This window comes from Pseudomonas sp. R76 (assembly GCF_009834565.1).
Classification (GTDB): Bacteria; Pseudomonadota; Gammaproteobacteria; order Pseudomonadales; family Pseudomonadaceae; genus Aquipseudomonas.
In genome coordinates this window covers 3126236-3142365 of sequence record NZ_CP019428.1, presented here as the reverse complement: position 1 = coordinate 3142365, position 16130 = coordinate 3126236, and the positions used below count along the sequence as shown (strand labels likewise).

Below are 16130 nucleotides of genomic sequence, written 5' to 3'. Positions count from 1 at the left end.
TTTTCGCTCCCCTCTTCACTTCATGGCGGCCTGCGCAGTGAAACGTTTACGCACGTGCGACAACTGATAGGCAATCCCCAGCCAGATAAACCAGGCGGGCATCACACACAGCGCCAATCGCGTGTCCGGTCGCAAGGCGAGCAGGCACAGCACAAAGCCGAGAAACGCCAGGGTAAACCACGCCATCGGCACACCGCCGGGCATTTTGTAGATCGATTGAGCGTGCAAGTCCGGGCGTTTTTTGCGGTAGGCAATGTAGGACGCGAGGATAGTCGACCAGGTAAAAATCACCAGGATCGCCGACACCGTCGACACGATGGTGAAGGCCGTCATCACCTCCGGCACCACAAACAACAACACCAGGCCCAGCAGCATCAACAACGTGGTGAACGCCAGGCTGAAAAACGGCACGCTGTGGGTGGACAGCCGCCGAAAAATGCCCGGCGCGTCGCCCAGGTCGGCCAAACCGAAGAGCATGCGGCTGGCAGAAAACACCCCGCTGTTGGCCGATGAAGCCGCCGAGGTCAGCACCACGAAATTCACAATGCCCGCCGCCGCGGGAAAGCCCGCCACCAGGAACAGCTCCACAAACGGGCTTTTGCTCGGCGACACTTGCTGCCACGACGTCACCGCGATGATGCACGCCAGGGCCAGCACGTAGAACAGGATGATGCGCAGCGGGATCGAGTTGATCGCCTTGGGCAAAGTCTTCTCCGGCGCGCGGGTTTCAGCGGCGGCCGTGCCGATCAGCTCGGTGCCGGCGAAGGAGAAAATCGCCATCTGGAAGCCGGCGAAAAAGCCGAACAGACCATTCGGGAACGCCGCCTGTTGATCCAGCAAGTGACTCAACGAGGCGGTGACGCCGGTGGGCGACACAAACGCACTGGCAATCAGCACCAGGCTAACGCTGATCAGCGTCACCACGGCGATGATCTTGATGATCGCAAACCAGAACTCCACCTCGCCGAACAGCCTGACCGTGAGCACGTTCAACGCGAACAGCGTGAGCAACATGCCCCCGGCCGGCATCCACGCCGGCACACCGGGAAACCAGTACTGGAAAAACCCGCCCACCACCACCGCATCGCCCACCACTGCCACGCTCCAGCTCAGCCAGTACGACCAGCCGAGAAAAAACGCCGCGCGCGGCCCCAGGTAGGCACCGGCAAAGTCGGCGAAGCTTTTGAAGTTCAGGTTGGATAACAGCAGCTCGCCCATGGCGCGCATCACGAAGTACACGAAGAGCCCGATGATCATGTAGATCAGGATGATCGAGGTGCCCGACAGCGCGATGATCTTGCCCGAGCCCATGAACAGGCCGGTGCCGATCGCGCCGCCCATGGCCATCAACTGGATGTGGCGGTTACTCAGGGTGCGTTGCAACGCAGGCTTTTCTGTCAGCCCGGGCGTGGTTGTTTTCATCACAAAACCTCTTGTTATGTTTTTGAGTTTTGGCAGAAAAAAGAATCAGCAGTTTTTTGTTCTTGGGTTCAGGCGGTCTTGCTTTCGAAACCGTGCAGCACGTTGACGGCATTGATGCCGATCTCATCGACCATGTAGCCGCCTTCCATCACAAACAGCGTGGGCACGCCGACGCTGGCGATGATTTCGCCCATGCCGATGAAGTCCTGGCTGTCGAGGAGGAAGTGGCTAATGGGGTCATCCTTGAAGGTGTCGACGCCGAGGGAAATCACCAGCACCTCGGGGGCGAAGTGGCCTAGTTGCCGGCAGGCGTCGTGCAGCGCGATGGTGTAATCGGCCCAGGCGGTGTTTTTCGGCAGCGGGTAATTCAGGTTGAAGCCCTCCCCGGCACCCGCGCCGCGCTCGCTGCTGAAGCCGGAAAAATACGGGTAGGACACCGCCGGTTCGCCATGCAGGGAGATGAACATGACGTCGGCGCGGTCATAGAAAATATTCTGGGTGCCGTTGCCATGGTGGAAATCCACGTCCAGCACCGCCACACGCCGGGCGCCTTGGGTAATCGCCTGTTGCGCCGCAATCGCCGCGTTGTTGAGGTAGCAATAACCGCCCATGTATTCGCGGGCGGCATGGTGCCCAGGTGGCCGGCACAGGGCAAAGGCGCTGTGATGGCCTTCATCGATCAGGGCCAGGCCGGTGAGCGCGATGTCGGCGCTGGTCTTCACCGCGTCCCAGGTGGTGCGGGTGATCGGCGAGCCGGCGTCCATGGCGAAGAAACCCAGCTTGCCGTCGATGAAATCCGGCACCTGTTGGTTGGCCAGGTCGCGCACCGGCCACACCAGCGGCAGTGCGTCATGGCTGCGGCCAATCGCGGTCCATTGCGCCCAGGCGGTTTCGAGGAAGGACACGTAGCGTTCGCTGTGGGCATTGACGTAACACGCCCGGTCGAAGGTGCGCGGCACGATGATATCGCCCAGCCCGACCTGCCGGACGCGGTCGCGCACGGTGTCGGCACGGCTGGGTTGTTCGAATGAGGGCTTAAGCACACCGTCTTTCAATTCGGTGCCATGGTGCAAACGGTGGGCATCACTAAAAACAGTCAACATTTCTCAACATCCCCGAGTAAAAGACAGGCTCTATTTTGTTCGGTCGAGGCTGGGCTTTCTTTGCTTTTAGTTCGCGCACTGTTAGGTTTATCGGGAATATTTACCCTTGCGGCAGCACATTATGAAAAATAAAACCAAACAGGTCGCGCTTGACGACACTGATCTCGCCATCCTCGCGTTGCTGCAGGAAGACGCAAGTATTTCCAACGCCCAACTGAGCGAGCGCCTCTCCCTGAGCCTGACGCCGTGCTGGCGTCGACGTAAACGCCTGGAAGAAGAAGGCGTGATCAAGGACTACCAGGCCAACCTGGATCGCAAGCTGCTTGGGCTGGACATCATGGCCTTCGTGCATGTTCGCTTTGCCATCCACACCGACCACGCGCCGGACGCGTTCGAGGCGGTGGTCAAGCAACTGCCCCAGGTGCTGGCCTGTCACAAAATCACCGGCGATGCGGACTATCTGCTGCAGGTGCTGGCGCAAGACCTGGACAGTTACAGTGAGTTTGTCGAGAGCGTGTTGCGCCGTCAGTTGGGGATTGCGTCGATCCAATCGAGCCTGGCGCTGCGTGAGGTGAAGGCGACGAGTCGGGTGGCGATTCCTGGGCAGGAAAGCGGTCAGCGTAAATAACCGAAGGCTTTGGACGTTAATTACCTTGGTTAGTGGCAAAATGCCTTTTTCCCCACACTCATGGAGCGACTGTGACGCACGTCTTTGCCCCCTCGGAATCCACCCTACCACCCGCCTCGCCTTCGAAATTCCGCTTCTTCAGACGCCTCGGGATGTTCGTCCTCGCGGCGTTGATTATGCTGCTGGCGCCCGTTCCCGGCCTGTTGCTGGTGCCACCGGCGATGCAAAGCTACTTGATGTTCGTGATCAGCCATGGCGCCATCGGGTTGCTGTTGTGCGGTCTGTTCGTGGTGCAACACCGGCATAACCTGGCCGCTAGGTTTTACGGCCACCACATCCGTAAGACTTTGCGCCTGGGCGTAATTGCCCTGATCGCCGCGTATGCCCTGTTCGGGTTGCTGGTCACCGCACTGGGGTTACCGCGTGAAGCGTTCATGGCTGAGCTGTACAGCGGCCTGACCCAGTGGCAAACCCTGATCAAATTGGCGTCGCTGATTATCCTGCCACCGATCGCCGAAGAACTGATGATGCGGCACTACCTGCTGCGCCTGTTTCCCTACGAACGTAGTGTGGCCTGGAAGTGGACGGCGGTGATTGTCACGTCCGCGCTGTTCGCCAGCGTGCATACCCAATACGGCAGCTGGAACACGTTGGTGATGATCTTCGTGGTGGGTTGCCTGTTTGCCTGGGCGAGGATTGCCAGCGGCGGCTTGCTGGTGCCTATCTTGCTGCACATGCTGGCGGAAGTGGTCGGGTCGGGCTTCGACTGGACCTGGACGTGGGCCGGGCTTTACGGCTGATCCCAGGCATTCTTCGGAGCGGGCGTAACACTGGGTGTTCACGCCCGCTCCCCGCTGTGAAGCGGTAAAACGCCCCCGCCGAAATGTGAAAAATTCGTTAACTAATTCTCCCCCAAGGCTTTTTCCTACGACCTCAATCTGACAAACTGATGCGAATAATTCTTATCATCATTATTATTCGCCAGGGACGGCGCTTCGGGGAGAGTCTGTTCGATGTCTGTGCAACAACCAATCGGCAAGCGTTTTTCACCTAATTTAATCGCGATGGCGGTCTGTATCGCCAGCTCACAAGCGGCCTTCGCCGCCGATGCGGAACAACTGTCAGCCGTGGTGGAACTGGGCGCGACGCAAATCAACACCGAGCAACCACTCGGCGCCACCACCGAAGGCAGCCAGTCCTACACCACCGGCTCAATGGCCACCGCCACCAAGCTGCCGCTGACCTTGCGTGAGACCCCGCAGGCCGTCACCGTCATCACCCGCCAGCGCATGGACGACCAGGCGATGACCAGCATCAACGACGTGGTCAGGGCCACGCCCGGATTGTTCCTCAACTACTCCAACGGCCCTGGGCGGCAGTCCTACAAGGCGCGCGGTTTCGACATCGACAACCTGATGTATGACGGCATCCCGACCGGCTACAACGGCGTTGACGTAGGCGCCCAGCCAAACCTGGCAATGTTCGACCGCGTCGAGATCGTGCGCGGCGCCACCGGCCTGGTCACCGGCGCAGGCAACCCGTCGGCCGCCATCAACCTGATCCGCAAGCGGCCACTGGACGAGCAGAAAGTCACCCTCACCGGCGCCGCCGGCAGTTGGGACGACTACCGTGGCGAACTGGACGCCTCCAGCCCACTCAACGACAGTGGCACGTGGCGCGGCCGGGTCGTCACCTCTTACCGTGACGCCAACAGCTTCATCGACAAGGTCGAGGAAGACCACGGCCTGTTCTACGCCGTCACCGAAGCCGACCTGAGCGAAGACACCACCCTGACCCTCGGCTTTTCCAACCAGAAGGACAAGACCAATTACTTCTGGGGCTCTTCGATGGTCGGCCAGGATGGCCATCACCTCGACCTGCCGCGTTCCTACAACCCCGGCACCCGTTGGGAGAACAAGGACCAGGAGATCAACACCGTATTCGCCGAACTGCGCCAGCGCCTGGCCAACGACTGGAGCCTGCAGGTCAACGCCAACTACGCCGCACAGGACGCGCTGTTCTCCGGTTCCTACCAGTCGCGCTGGGTCAACAACACACCGGCGCGCACGGTTTACCAGGCCGCCTACGATGAAAATCAGGCCGGCATCGACGCGTTCGCCAGCGGCCCGTTCCAGGCGTTCGGGCGTACCCACGAACTGGTGGTGGGCGCCAGCAAGCGCATCTACGACATGACCACCCACAACTACAGCCCGTACGACATGAACTGGCCGCTGTCTGCGGGCAAACCGGATTTCGTCCACACCAACAACCAGCGCGAAGTCACCACCCAGGAAGGCGTCTACGTGACCACGCGCCTGAGCCTGGCCGACCCGCTGAAGCTGATCCTCGGCGGGCGCCTGGACTGGTACGACTACGACAACCGCGATGGCGACGGCGACTTTCATGTCACCCGTAACCTCACCCGCTACGCCGGCTTGATCTACGAGCTGGACGACCATCACTCGGTGTACCTCAGCTACAGCGATATCTTTACGCCGCAAAGGGACAAGGACACGTCCGGCAACCCGCTCAAGCCGATTGTCGGCAAAAACTACGAGGTGGGCATCAAGGGCGAATACCTCGGCGGCGCGCTGAACGCGAGTGTGGCGCTGTTCCGCGTCGACCAGGAAAACCGCGCCGTGCCAGTGGTGGTGCCGAACTGCCCGCAGGCCGCGTGCAGTGAAGCCTCCGGCGAGATCCGCAGCCAGGGTATCGACCTCGAACTGCAAGGCGCGCTGACCCCGAACTGGCAGGTCGGCGGTGGCTACACTTACGCGCGCACCCACACCATCAAGGATGACGCCAACCCGCAACTGGTCAACAAGCAGTTCGACACCGACACGCCCGAGCACCTGTTCAAGCTCACCACCCGCTACAACTTCCAAGGCCCGCTGGAAAAGCTGCGCGTTGGCGGCAACGTCTCCTGGCAGAGCCGCTTGTACAACGACCTCAAAGTGGCTGACGGCAGCACCTACCGCCTGCAACAGGGTAGCTACGCGGTTACTGACCTGATGGCCGGCTACGAGGTCAGCCAGCACCTGGACCTGCAGCTCAACGCCAACAACATCTTCGACCGCCGCTACTACTCAACCATCGCCAACGACGTGAGCTACGGCGGTGATGCCTACGGCAACCCACGCAACATGATGCTCACCGCCAAGTACAGCTTCTGACCTGCCCCGCCCCTTCGGCTATCCATTTGGATAGCCGCTCTTAAAGTCCCGCTCAGGGATGCCGATAACACCATGGCATCCCTGAATCTGAAAACAACCGAACACCTGCTTCACTCCACCGGCGGCCCAAGTGGCACGCCGCATGCTTAGCTGTTTCCGGCTCGACCACATGGAGTAAGAGTGAATGCCAACCCGCACGCGTTTTTTCGAGCACTACCGCAAGGCTGACCGCATCATGCTGGCGTTGGTGTGGCTGATGTTCCTGTTCTCCGTAGGCCTGGCGTTCTGGCACGACACACTGCTGCAGGCCGTGATCGTCGGCGGCGGCACCAGCGTGGTGCTGACAGCAGTCTATCGCGCCATCGGTGGCACCCGCCTGATGCGCTGCCTATTGGGCGCCGGCTTGATGGTGATGGCCGCCCTGCACATCAACCAGGCGCAAGGCGTGATCGAATCACACTTCGGTATTTTCGCGCTGCTGGCCGTGCTTACCTTCTACCGTGACTGGTTGCCGATCCTGGTGGCGGCGGCAACGATCGCCGTGCACCACGTGGTCTTTCATGCGTTGCAGCATCAAGGCTTTCCGGTGTTCGTGATGGAACACCATGGCGGCTGGAGCATGGTGTTCGTCCACGCTTTCTACGTGGTCATGGAGACCGTCGCCCTGCTCTACCTCGCCATTCACAGCCAGCGCGAAGCGGTCGAAAGCCAGGAAATGCTTGAAAAAATGCTCGCCGTAACCACCCAACTCACCGTCGAAACCGCCCAAGGTGAAGGCAAGGTGCATGTGTCACTGGCCAAGCGATTCGACCACTTCCTGCAGCAAATCACCCACCTTATCGACGGCGTCGCCCGCGACTCCCACGGCCTTGGCCAACTCGGCCAGGAACTGGCCAGCGCCAGCGGCACCCTGGAAAAAGGCGCACGCCATCAGTTGGCCGAAATCACTCAAATGACCGGCTCCATGCAGCGCATGGAAGACGCCATGGGCCACATCACCGTGCACGTTGAACAAGCCGTCGAACACGCAGGCCAGGCCAGCAAACAAATCGTGCGCGGCCAGGAAAGCGTCGGCCGCGCCCAGCACGAAATCAGCCAATTGGCCTCACGCATTAACGGCACCAACGAGACCGTGCAAGGCCTGGCGGTGCAGGCAGAACAAATCGGCTCGGTACTCGAAGTGATCAGCAGCATCGCCAACCAGACCAACCTGCTCGCCCTCAACGCCGCCATCGAAGCCGCCCGCGCCGGCGAACAAGGCCGAGGCTTTGCCGTGGTCGCCGACGAGGTGCGCAGCCTGGCGCAGCGCACCGCAGTGTCCACCCAGGAAATCAAACAGATCATCGAAGGTTTGCAACACGGCAGCCGTCAAGCCGTCGAGGCCATGCACGACAGCCAGCAAGGCGTGGAGCGTTGCGTGCAAGACAGCCAAGTGGCGGTGGAAATGCTGCAAGCGGTGGGCGCCGACATTGCGCACATCGACGAACTGAACGGGCGGATCGTAACGACCACCCGCGAGCAATCCACGGCGAACCTGGAGATTGTCGGGCGGTTGCAGTCGGTGCAGAGCATTGCGCAAAGCACTGCCGATGATGTGGAGACACTGGCGCGCAGCAGTGAGCGGCTACCGCCGATTGCGGTGCGGTTGGATGCGTTGGGGAGGCGGTTTCATCAGTAGGCTTTTTGTTGCCTTTCAAGCGTGCGTTTCAGCCGCTTCAAATCACTGTTGACGATCAACTTGTGCACCTGGCCGACCGGCACCATGTAGGCGCGGCCAAACGCGTTATGGGTGACCACCGATGAAGTGATGGTGAACACACGCTCGCTGATCGACAAGCAAATCATCACATCCAGGTGCCGGTCGCGCTCGGTCAGCACCAGCATGTCGGGGGCGCTGTGTTCTACCAGAAAGAAGTCCAGGTGCTCGCCCACTTTCACGCTGTCTCGGCGGGTACCGGAAAACGCGCCGATGCGCTTTACGCCAAACACAGCGGAAATCGCGTCTCGAATTCGGAACGCCAACTGCAAGAATGGCCCCGGATTGGCGGTCATGATGTTCCAGGCTTCAAGCGCGGTGACTTCTGACGGCAGCAGGGTTGAGCGGCAGTCGTAGTAATCCAGTTCAGACGGTGCGCGCAGGGTGTGAGCAATCGGGGTGGTCGCCAAACATTTTCTCCTTGGTCAGATGCCTTTTAAATGATTTCGACGGCTAACAATCAGCCACCATCCTGCCCAGGTATTTCCTACATCGCAAATTACAACTTTTTACGCACGATGAGCTTTACCTATGACTGGCTGGGGCGCTTTTTATGCTGAGGCCGAGCGCCGAGCCCCCTCCCCACTGTCATCCCGCGCGATAAAACTCCTTAAAAAAAGGTCAGCCCTTGAGGGATCCCTCAGCGCTTGCACTGACGGCAATACCGCGTTGCGATGCTGCTCCAATTGCTCAGCGATCGAGTAAACGATGGATGGGTGGCATTACCGCATTCAATTTCAATAGTCTTCCCGTCGATTGGCAATCGCACCTTCGGCTCACGAATGCTTGAGCGACCATTGCTGTATGCCAGGTCGATTGTCTGGATCGCTTGTAGATAGTCACTCAGTGACTTTTTCTTCCTGACAGCGGTCGGGTTGCAAGCTGTGCAACCATAATCCTTGCGATGCATATATTGGTACTGCGAGACGCCCACCAATACTGTTCCAGTACCCTGCTCCAATAATGCAGTGAGTTGTGACGTTTTCCATTGCTGCAGAAATGTGAGTGCATTGCTCGCATAGTTACTTTTTTCATCCCACACCAGCCCGCTGTCGCTCACCAGTGCAGTCATCGCAGGGGTGATGTCTTTGGGCGCTGCCGGCTCGAGCAAGCCATGATGCTTGAGCTCGTCGACTACTTTACGTGCCACCACTTTGGTCAGTGCGTTCTGCTTGAATCGGAAGGACAGGTGCCCGGGATTACCGCATTGGCAGTCGTAATGATCGTCCAAGGTCAATGCTGTATTGCTCAAGTAGCCCTGCGGATGGATCGCCTTTAACAATGAGCCCAAGCGTGTGAGGGTGATTTTTACCGGTGTGGTGTACGCAGCAGACCCCGTGCGCCCAATCGGACAGCACTCGTTACGGCTATCGAACTCCCAGACTTGCCTGTTTGTGGCACTGAACAGAGCCTTACAGTTCGATGCGAGACATTCGAACGATCCGCTGCTACCACTATTGGCCTGCTCCCGCCAACCCAAGTCACTCAGGCGTTTGGTCCATTGAGCTTGCCGTTCGCAACAGGCGCACCAGCCGGCTGCCAAGGTTTCAAGGTACTCCCAGCTACGGTGCTGCAATTGTTGATTGCAGCGCTCACAGGCAATGTTTACGCGCCCATCCGCCGTGCGCTGTATGTTGCTTAGATCTACGCCGATGTGGAGATACTCCGCACGCCTGAGTTCGAGCTCTGCCAGGCGCTGTTGGAACTTCTGGCGTTTGTGCTCGGCGAGGGCACAGCCTTTGCACCACGACTCGGCGATTAACATTGCCCCTGCTTCAGGGGTAATGTCGGTGTGGCCACATGCTAACCGGATCTGCAGTTGGCTACGCTTGGACAGCGTGCCGCCTTGCTTCCATGGCAGGCCATTGACCTTCAGAAGCGTGCCCCCGAGCACATCGACATAATTCAATACTTCGTCGGTGAACTCCGAATAGCACTGTTTGATAAACGCATTGATAGTAGGCGAGGAGCCATCAAGCAACTTCAGCGCCCCCAGCCGTGCAGTATCGTAACTGACGCCCGCTGCATCGAGCGCTTTGCCAATCAAATCGCAATAGGCCGGAACGGTGATGTATTTAGGCTGGTCGACCACCAGCAGTATGACTTTACCTTGAGGGCGGCTCTGACAGGCTTTGACTTTATGCTTGTCTCTGGCGATCACAAGCGGGTCGGTGAGATGCTGGCGGCCGTTATGCTCGCAGGCAAGTTGCAACGTCGGGCAATAGATATCCAATTCCAACGCAGGGCCGTCCGGGGCCTCCTTCAACCAATCATAACGACGGTTGTACAGCCAGTCATTGCCAGGAAAAAGATCGCGCAAGATCAGCCGGCACAGCTTCTCGCCGATATGCAGTATGTGGCTGCTGCACGATAGATCCCGCAGTCTGGTCAGCGTATGGGTGTGCGTAATACCCCATTGATCCTGATATTCGAACTCCCAGCGACGATTGGTGAAGCGCGGCCCAATAGGCACCCAACCTCGGGCGCGAACGATAGCGCACGCTTGATCCATATTTTTAGTGGTTCGCGGGGTCATGATGGGTTGCGAGATGGGTGGAGCAGTCATGGTCAACATCCTTGGCGACAGAAAAACACAATGCTCGAGTTTAGGATGGATCACCATCGGAACCTACGTTTATACGAGCCTGCCTATAGAGCTGCACGACGCCTGCGCGCGGATTGTCCAACCGCCTCAACTGCCCTTATCCTCAACGCTCCCCGCCCAGCCCACACCGGAGCCGCCATGGGCCTCGCCACGCTCGCCCTCTTCCTGCCCGCCTGCTTCGCCCTGAACATGGCGCCTGGGCCGAACAACCTGCTGTCTGTGAGCAACTCCACACGCTACGGCTACCGCACTTCATGCCTGGCGGGCATCGGCCGCTTGCTGGCCTTCGCCGGCATGATCGCCCTCGCCTCCGCCGGGCTGGCGGTGGTGCTGCAAACCTCGGAGCTGCTGTTTTACGGGATCAAGATTCTGGGCGCGGCGTATCTGTTCTATCTGGCGTTTCAATTGTGGCGGGCCAACCCGCAAGCAGAGGCTGAATCAGCCGCGTCGAAGGTGGGTTTGTGGGCGTTGGCGCGACAGGAGTTTCTGGTGGCGGCGGGCAACCCGAAAGCCATCCTGATTTTCACCGCGTTCCTGCCGCAATTCGTAGTGCCCGGCCAACCGATCACGCCCCAATTTGCGCTGTTGGGCGCGATGTTCCTGGCGCTGGAATGGATCGCCATCAGCGCCTACGCCTATATGGGCCTGCACATGCGCCGCTGGTTTGCCGAGCCGAGTGGCAAGCGGATATTCAATCGCTGCTGCGCGGGGCTGTTGTCGGCGGCAGCGACGGTGTTGTTGATGGCGCGTAGGGCATGAGGGAAATGCGCAATGGCCCGTTATGCCATTGCGCGCCAGCCTCTATACACTGGCTACTTTCACCCCACGAATGGATTCGATCTTGCGCCGGTACACACTGCCCTTAGTTGCTCTATTGCTAGGCTGTCTCAGCTATTTTCTATTCACGTTCGCCTCCACCGTATGGCGCAGCCCTCAGAGTATTCCGCTGCTGATCGGCGCGCTCTACGACGAGGGCGTGGGCGTCGATAAAGACCCGGTGAAGGCCGCGCAGTGGTATTTGCGTGCAGCGGAAAAAGGCGAACCTTTCGCCGAGTTCAAAACTGGCTTCTTCACCTATTACGGGCGCGGTGTAGCGGTCGATCACCAAAAGGGGTTGGAGTGGATCACCCGCTCGGCCGAGCACGGCGATGCGGATGCCCAGTATTTTCTGGGCATTGCCTATCTTGCAGGCGCGGACCAACCGACGGATTTTGCTCAAGCCGCGAGGTGGTTTCTCAAGGCTGCCGAGCAAGGTCATCCCAAAGCGCAAGGCGACATTGCGCGGCTCTATGACAGACGCGATGGGGTTGAGGCGAATGCTCAGCAGGCGTTCAAATGGGCGAGCGCGGGCAGTGCTCAAGGTGACAGCGAGTCGTTGCTTCTGCTGTCGAGCCTTTATTTTCAGGGTAAAGGCACGCCGGTCGATGTTGAGCACTCGGTTAAGCTGGCCGCCCAGGCCGCCGCCGCTGGCAACGCCAAGGCCTACGAAAGGATGGGCGCCGCGACGTTGAACGGCACCGGCACGCCCAAAGATGTACCCGCCGCCGTGCAGTGGTACACCCGTGCGGCCGAACAAGATCGCCCCAATGCGCAGTATATTCTCGGCTATCTCTACAGCAGCAGCGGCCAAGTATCGGTCGACTATCCACTGGCGAACCGATGGTTGCTCAAGGCGGCAGCACAGGGGCACGCCTTCGCAACCGTAACCCTGGCGGTGCACATGGATGCTGGCAAAGGTTTTGAACGTGACAAGTTAAAAGCCTGCGGGCTCCTGCGTATCGCGCTGAAACAAAAACTGCCCTTAAACGAAGACGAAATGCGCAGCCAGCTTGAGCACAAGGAAAAAGAGCTTTTGCCCGAAGAGTTGCGCGTAGTCGACGTGCTGGAAAAGATCTATTCAGTCCCAAAGGGACTTGAGCTGCTCGTGGGTGATATAACCGCCGATCAATAAACCGTTCCAGAAGATCGGCGCGGTCTGCGCCCGAACCAAGGAGACCGTTTTATGACGCGTGATGAACTGGCTGACGCTTACCGAGGCTACATCGACTGCCTCAACCGCCAGGACTGGGAACACCTCGGCACTTTCGTGCACCCGCAGGTGACCTACAACGCCACCACCGTGGGCCTTGCCGGTTTCCGCGCGATGCTGGAGCGGGACTTTCGCGAGATCCCCGACCTGGTGTTTCGCATTCAGTTGCTGGTCGCCGACCCGCCCACGGTCGCCAGCCGTTTGAATTTCCGCGTAACGCCCAAAGGTGAATTTTTCGGCTTGCCGATCAACGGCAAGACGGTGACCTTCGATGAGAACGTATTCTACGAATTCGTCGATGGGAAAATCGCGCACGTCTGGTCCGTGATCGATAAGGCGGCGATCGAACAACAGCTTTAACGGATGGAGCCGCTTGTGGAGAACCCGCTTTTCACCTTCACCACTCAGCCTTACCCGCCCCGCCAGCGCTTTGAGGTGTGGCGTGAAGAAGTGAATGCAATCTTCGACATCAACATCAGCGAACCGGAATCCTCGGCGTTCAATTACCGCCTGGCCACCGGTTATCTCGGTTCGTTATTGATGGGCTGCGGTGCCTGGGACGGTGACGGCGCGCCGGTGCCGTATCGGGTCAAGCGCTCCACGCAGATGATTCGCCGTGACAGCCTCGACCACTACTACCTCTGCCTTGGCCTGTCCCACACGATCAATGGCACGGCTGGCCGCACCACGCTGGCGGCGAGTAACTCGCAAATCTACATCCTGGACCTGGCCCGTGAGCTGGATTGCCTGATCACAGCCGGCGATACGGTAATCCTCACCATCCCCCGTGACTTGCTGGCGCCCAGCCTCAATTACAAAGACGTGCATGGCCAGGTGCTGCAAGGCGGCTTGAGCGAACTGCTCGCCGACCATATGCGCGCGTTGCAACAGCGCCTGCCGCGCCTGACGCCGGATGAAATCCCCCACGCCCAACAGGCGACTCTGGCCATGGTCTCGGCGGCCCTTGCGCCGTCGGTGGCCAACCTGCAGACCGCCGAGCAGGCCATCGACCACACCCTGTTCAACCGCGCCCGGCGCGTGATCGAACAGCACCTGCGCAGCCCCGAGTTGTCACCGGGTTTCCTGTGCAAACACTTGGGCATTTCGCGGGCGCAACTCTACCGTCTGTTCAGCCACGAATCCGGCGTGGCGGCGTATATCCAGCAACGCCGGTTGAACCGCGCGCGGATGATTATCCAGAGTGAATCCGGCGCACGGCAGCGGGTGTCGGGGTTGGCGTTTCAGTTCGGGTTCAAGAGTGATGCGCACTTCAGTCGCACCTTCAAGCAAGCCTTCGGTTATTCACCGCGCGAGGCGCGCGAGTTGCACACTGCTGCCCAGGCGCCGGGGCGCGAGAGCCGGCACACCGGGTTCTCGTTACGCAACATCCTGGGGCAGATGAAACCGGGTTGAGACACCCAGACAAGTCATTGAGACGCGGAGACAGGAAGTTTTTTTCCGCGTTTTTTTCACCGTTTTATGATTGGCCGATGTTTTAAAGCCCTGACTAAACGGAGAAAATCATGGCCCGTCGTACCGTTATCGCAACGCTTGCCACCGCCCTCCTGCTGACCGGTTGCGCCAATGGCGTCAACGGCCTCAACAGCTTGAACAACCTGTCATTGCCGGGCATTCAGGGCAAGGCCGGGCCGGATATTTCGCTGTTCGACACCACGTATGTCCGCACGCATATCATTTCCGGCAAGACCACCGCCCAACAGCTTAAAGCCCTGTATGGCGAGCCGCAGGACCAGTCGATTTCCTCCGACGGCACCGAAACCTGGAACTACGCGCCCTCCACCACCCAGAATGCGTCCATGCGCCACTTGCTGGGGCTGGTGTCCAACCGTATCCCCGGCAATACCTACGACAACGCCCTCGACACCCGGCGCACCGCCATCGATAACATTGCACCGCAGCAACAAAGCCGCCGCCTGAACATCCACCTCAACAACGGCGTGGTCAGGGACTACAGCATCCTGTAACAGCAGCGCCCGGCACAAGATCGGCGAGCGGGCTTGCCCCGCGTTGGAGTGCGAAGCGCTCCCAATTCAGCTGCCTAGGTACTGCTGACAGATCTCATTGGCAGGTTCTGGGGCTGCTGCGCAGCCCAACGCGGGGCAAGCCCGCTCGCCACAACAGGCTCAACTCCCACACAGCGCCGCGTTCTGGCATCCTGACACTCCCAAAGTCGTCGAATGCGAGCAGCAAGCCCATGAACCACGGCGTCAAACTTGAACCCCGCACGATCCCCGTGCCGCAATCGATCAGCCCCCAAGCCCAGGCAGCTCTGCAACGCCTGGTCGGCGCCGACGGCGTGCCCCTCAACGCGTTGCACGCCATGCCCACGCCCGAGGACCATGACGGCTGGCGCCATCTGCAGGCCGCCGTCGCCCAGAACTACGCCAGCGCCAATGCCGGGCAAGCGGCGGCACTGCGCGCCAGCCTGCACACCCTCAATGTCGAAAACGCCACTGTGCACGTCGCCACACCCGCAACGGCTACACCCTTCGCCTACATCGACCTGCACGGCGGCGCGCTGGTGTTCGGTGGTGGCGAAAACTGCCGCCTCGCGGCCGGCAAGCACGCCGACCTGCACGACGTAATCTGCTACGGCGTGGACTACCGCATGCCGCCCGAGCATCCCTACCCGGCAGCGCTGTATGACTGCCTCGCCACCTACCGTCACGTGCTCAAGCATCACGCGCCGGAACAGGTCGTGATCGGTGGCCGTTCGGCGGGCGGCAACCTCGCGGCGGCCATGGTGTTGCGTGCGCGTGACGAAGGTTTGCCGTTACCGGCCGCGCTGGTGCTGCTGTCGCCGGAAGCCGATCTCACCGAGTCCGGCGACAGCTTCCAGGTCAACCGCACCGTCGACGTGGTGCTGCCCAACCCGCTGATGAACGTCAACCTGCTGTATGCCAACGGCGCGGACTTGGCCCACCCGTACCTGTCGCCGCTGTTCGGCGATTTCACCCGGGGTTTTCCGCCGACTTTTCTGCAAAGCGGCACCCGCGACCTGTTCCTGTCCAACACCGTGCGCCTGCACCGCGCCTTGCGCCAGGCGCGGGTCAGTGCGCAGCTGCACGTGTTCGAAGCCATGCCCCATGGCGGTTTCATGGGCGCACCGGAAGATGCGGAGCTGGCCGCCGAGGTCGCGGCATTTGTGCGCGAGCAGCTGAAGCGGGGTTGACACATTCCGTCACATCCGCTGAAGATGGAGGCCTTCTTCGGGGTGTGTCAGCGCATGCCTGCATCGTCTTTCGTTAACCATTGCGTTATTGGCTTGATTGCCAAGGCGCAAGGTTGCGTGGCGCACGCCCTCAAATCGAAGAAACAGTCGCTCATGTGACCGGGGCGCGCTGTCCCGTCAGATGAGCTGACAGGACATTGAGCGCGACGGACCTCCCTCCC

Annotated in this window: 14 protein-coding genes; 10 read left to right on the top strand and 4 right to left on the bottom strand. The window is 60.0% G+C overall.

All coding sequences use genetic code 11. The features are described 5' to 3' along the window. Positions 1-15 precede the first annotated feature (15 nt). Positions 16-1422, bottom strand: coding sequence for an amino acid permease (locus PspR76_RS14250; RefSeq protein ID WP_159956210.1), 1407 nt, complete (start codon positions 1420-1422; stop codon positions 16-18). A 68-nt stretch (positions 1423-1490) separates the two neighbouring features. Next, positions 1491-2525: a histone deacetylase family protein gene (locus PspR76_RS14245; RefSeq protein WP_159956209.1), complete on the bottom strand. Its 1035-nt coding sequence runs from the start codon at positions 2523-2525 to the stop codon at positions 1491-1493. 121 nt (positions 2526-2646) lie between these two features. Between PspR76_RS14245 and PspR76_RS14240 the strand changes: the two genes are divergently transcribed. The 4 genes from PspR76_RS14240 (at position 2647) to PspR76_RS31475 (ending at position 8004) form a co-directional block, all read left to right on the top strand. Then, positions 2647-3153, top strand: coding sequence for an Lrp/AsnC family transcriptional regulator (locus PspR76_RS14240; RefSeq protein ID WP_159956208.1), 507 nt, complete (start codon positions 2647-2649; stop codon positions 3151-3153). A 152-nt stretch (positions 3154-3305) separates the two neighbouring features. After that, on the top strand, positions 3306-3953 hold the full coding sequence (locus tag PspR76_RS14235; RefSeq protein ID WP_159956207.1) for a CPBP family intramembrane glutamic endopeptidase: 648 nt from the start codon (positions 3306-3308) through the stop codon (positions 3951-3953). Between the two features lie 213 nt (positions 3954-4166). Then, complete coding sequence (locus tag PspR76_RS14230) at positions 4167-6326, top strand: TonB-dependent siderophore receptor (RefSeq protein WP_159956206.1); 2160 nt, start codon at positions 4167-4169, stop codon at positions 6324-6326. A 184-nt stretch (positions 6327-6510) separates the two neighbouring features. Further along, entirely contained in the window at positions 6511-8004 is a 1494-nt protein-coding gene (locus PspR76_RS31475) for a methyl-accepting chemotaxis protein (protein ID WP_159956205.1), read from the top strand. Here PspR76_RS31475 and PspR76_RS14220 read toward each other — a convergent pair. Both PspR76_RS14220 and PspR76_RS14215 read right to left on the bottom strand, forming a co-directional pair. Next, positions 7998-8492, bottom strand: coding sequence for a DUF2867 domain-containing protein (locus PspR76_RS14220; RefSeq protein WP_159956204.1), 495 nt, complete (start codon positions 8490-8492; stop codon positions 7998-8000). The two genes, PspR76_RS31475 and PspR76_RS14220, sit on opposite strands and share 7 nt — an antisense overlap. 230 nt (positions 8493-8722) lie before the next feature. Then, positions 8723-10648 (bottom strand): hypothetical protein, encoded by a 1926-nt coding sequence (locus tag PspR76_RS14215; RefSeq protein ID WP_159956203.1) that lies wholly within the window; start codon positions 10646-10648, stop codon positions 8723-8725. 177 nt (positions 10649-10825) lie between these two features. Here PspR76_RS14215 and PspR76_RS14210 point away from each other — a divergent pair, with 177 nt between their 5' ends. The 6 genes from PspR76_RS14210 (at position 10826) to PspR76_RS14185 (ending at position 15909) form a co-directional block, all read left to right on the top strand. Then, positions 10826-11446, top strand: a complete 621-nt coding sequence (locus PspR76_RS14210) for a LysE family translocator (protein WP_159956202.1) — start codon at positions 10826-10828, stop codon at positions 11444-11446. 22 nt (positions 11447-11468) lie between these two features. Beyond that, the gene (locus PspR76_RS14205) at positions 11469-12638 is read left to right on the top strand and encodes an SEL1-like repeat protein (protein WP_237235762.1); all 1170 of its coding nucleotides are present in this window, start codon (positions 11469-11471) and stop codon (positions 12636-12638) included. A gap of 51 nt (positions 12639-12689) precedes the next feature. Beyond that, positions 12690-13076 (top strand): ester cyclase, encoded by a 387-nt coding sequence (locus PspR76_RS14200; RefSeq protein ID WP_159956200.1) that lies wholly within the window; start codon positions 12690-12692, stop codon positions 13074-13076. Between the two features lie 15 nt (positions 13077-13091). After that, positions 13092-14129, top strand: a complete 1038-nt coding sequence (locus PspR76_RS14195; RefSeq protein WP_237235761.1) for a helix-turn-helix domain-containing protein — start codon at positions 13092-13094, stop codon at positions 14127-14129. A 110-nt stretch (positions 14130-14239) separates the two neighbouring features. Continuing rightward, positions 14240-14701 carry a hypothetical protein gene (locus PspR76_RS14190; protein WP_159956196.1) on the top strand — a complete coding sequence of 154 codons (462 nt, stop codon included), beginning with the start codon at positions 14240-14242 and terminating at the stop codon, positions 14699-14701. A 230-nt stretch (positions 14702-14931) separates the two neighbouring features. After that, positions 14932-15909: an alpha/beta hydrolase gene (locus tag PspR76_RS14185; RefSeq protein WP_159956194.1), complete on the top strand. Its 978-nt coding sequence runs from the start codon at positions 14932-14934 to the stop codon at positions 15907-15909. The last annotated feature ends 221 nt before the right edge of the window (positions 15910-16130 follow it).

Coding starts and splice junctions, on each gene's coding strand:
- PspR76_RS14250 (WP_159956210.1), bottom strand. CDS start 1,422: ATGAAAACAACCACGCCCGGGCTGACAGAAAAGCCTGCGTTGCAACGC.
- PspR76_RS14245 (WP_159956209.1), bottom strand. CDS start 2,525: ATGTTGACTGTTTTTAGTGATGCCCACCGTTTGCACCATGGCACCGAA.
- PspR76_RS14240 (WP_159956208.1), top strand. CDS start 2,647: ATGAAAAATAAAACCAAACAGGTCGCGCTTGACGACACTGATCTCGCC.
- PspR76_RS14235 (WP_159956207.1), top strand. CDS start 3,306: ATGTTCGTCCTCGCGGCGTTGATTATGCTGCTGGCGCCCGTTCCCGGC.
- PspR76_RS14230 (WP_159956206.1), top strand. CDS start 4,167: ATGTCTGTGCAACAACCAATCGGCAAGCGTTTTTCACCTAATTTAATC.
- PspR76_RS31475 (WP_159956205.1), top strand. CDS start 6,511: ATGCCAACCCGCACGCGTTTTTTCGAGCACTACCGCAAGGCTGACCGC.
- PspR76_RS14215 (WP_159956203.1), bottom strand. CDS start 10,648: ATGACTGCTCCACCCATCTCGCAACCCATCATGACCCCGCGAACCACT.
- PspR76_RS14210 (WP_159956202.1), top strand. CDS start 10,826: ATGGGCCTCGCCACGCTCGCCCTCTTCCTGCCCGCCTGCTTCGCCCTG.
- PspR76_RS14205 (WP_237235762.1), top strand. CDS start 11,469: ATGCCATTGCGCGCCAGCCTCTATACACTGGCTACTTTCACCCCACGA.
- PspR76_RS14200 (WP_159956200.1), top strand. CDS start 12,690: ATGACGCGTGATGAACTGGCTGACGCTTACCGAGGCTACATCGACTGC.
- PspR76_RS14190 (WP_159956196.1), top strand. CDS start 14,240: ATGGCCCGTCGTACCGTTATCGCAACGCTTGCCACCGCCCTCCTGCTG.
- PspR76_RS14185 (WP_159956194.1), top strand. CDS start 14,932: ATGAACCACGGCGTCAAACTTGAACCCCGCACGATCCCCGTGCCGCAA.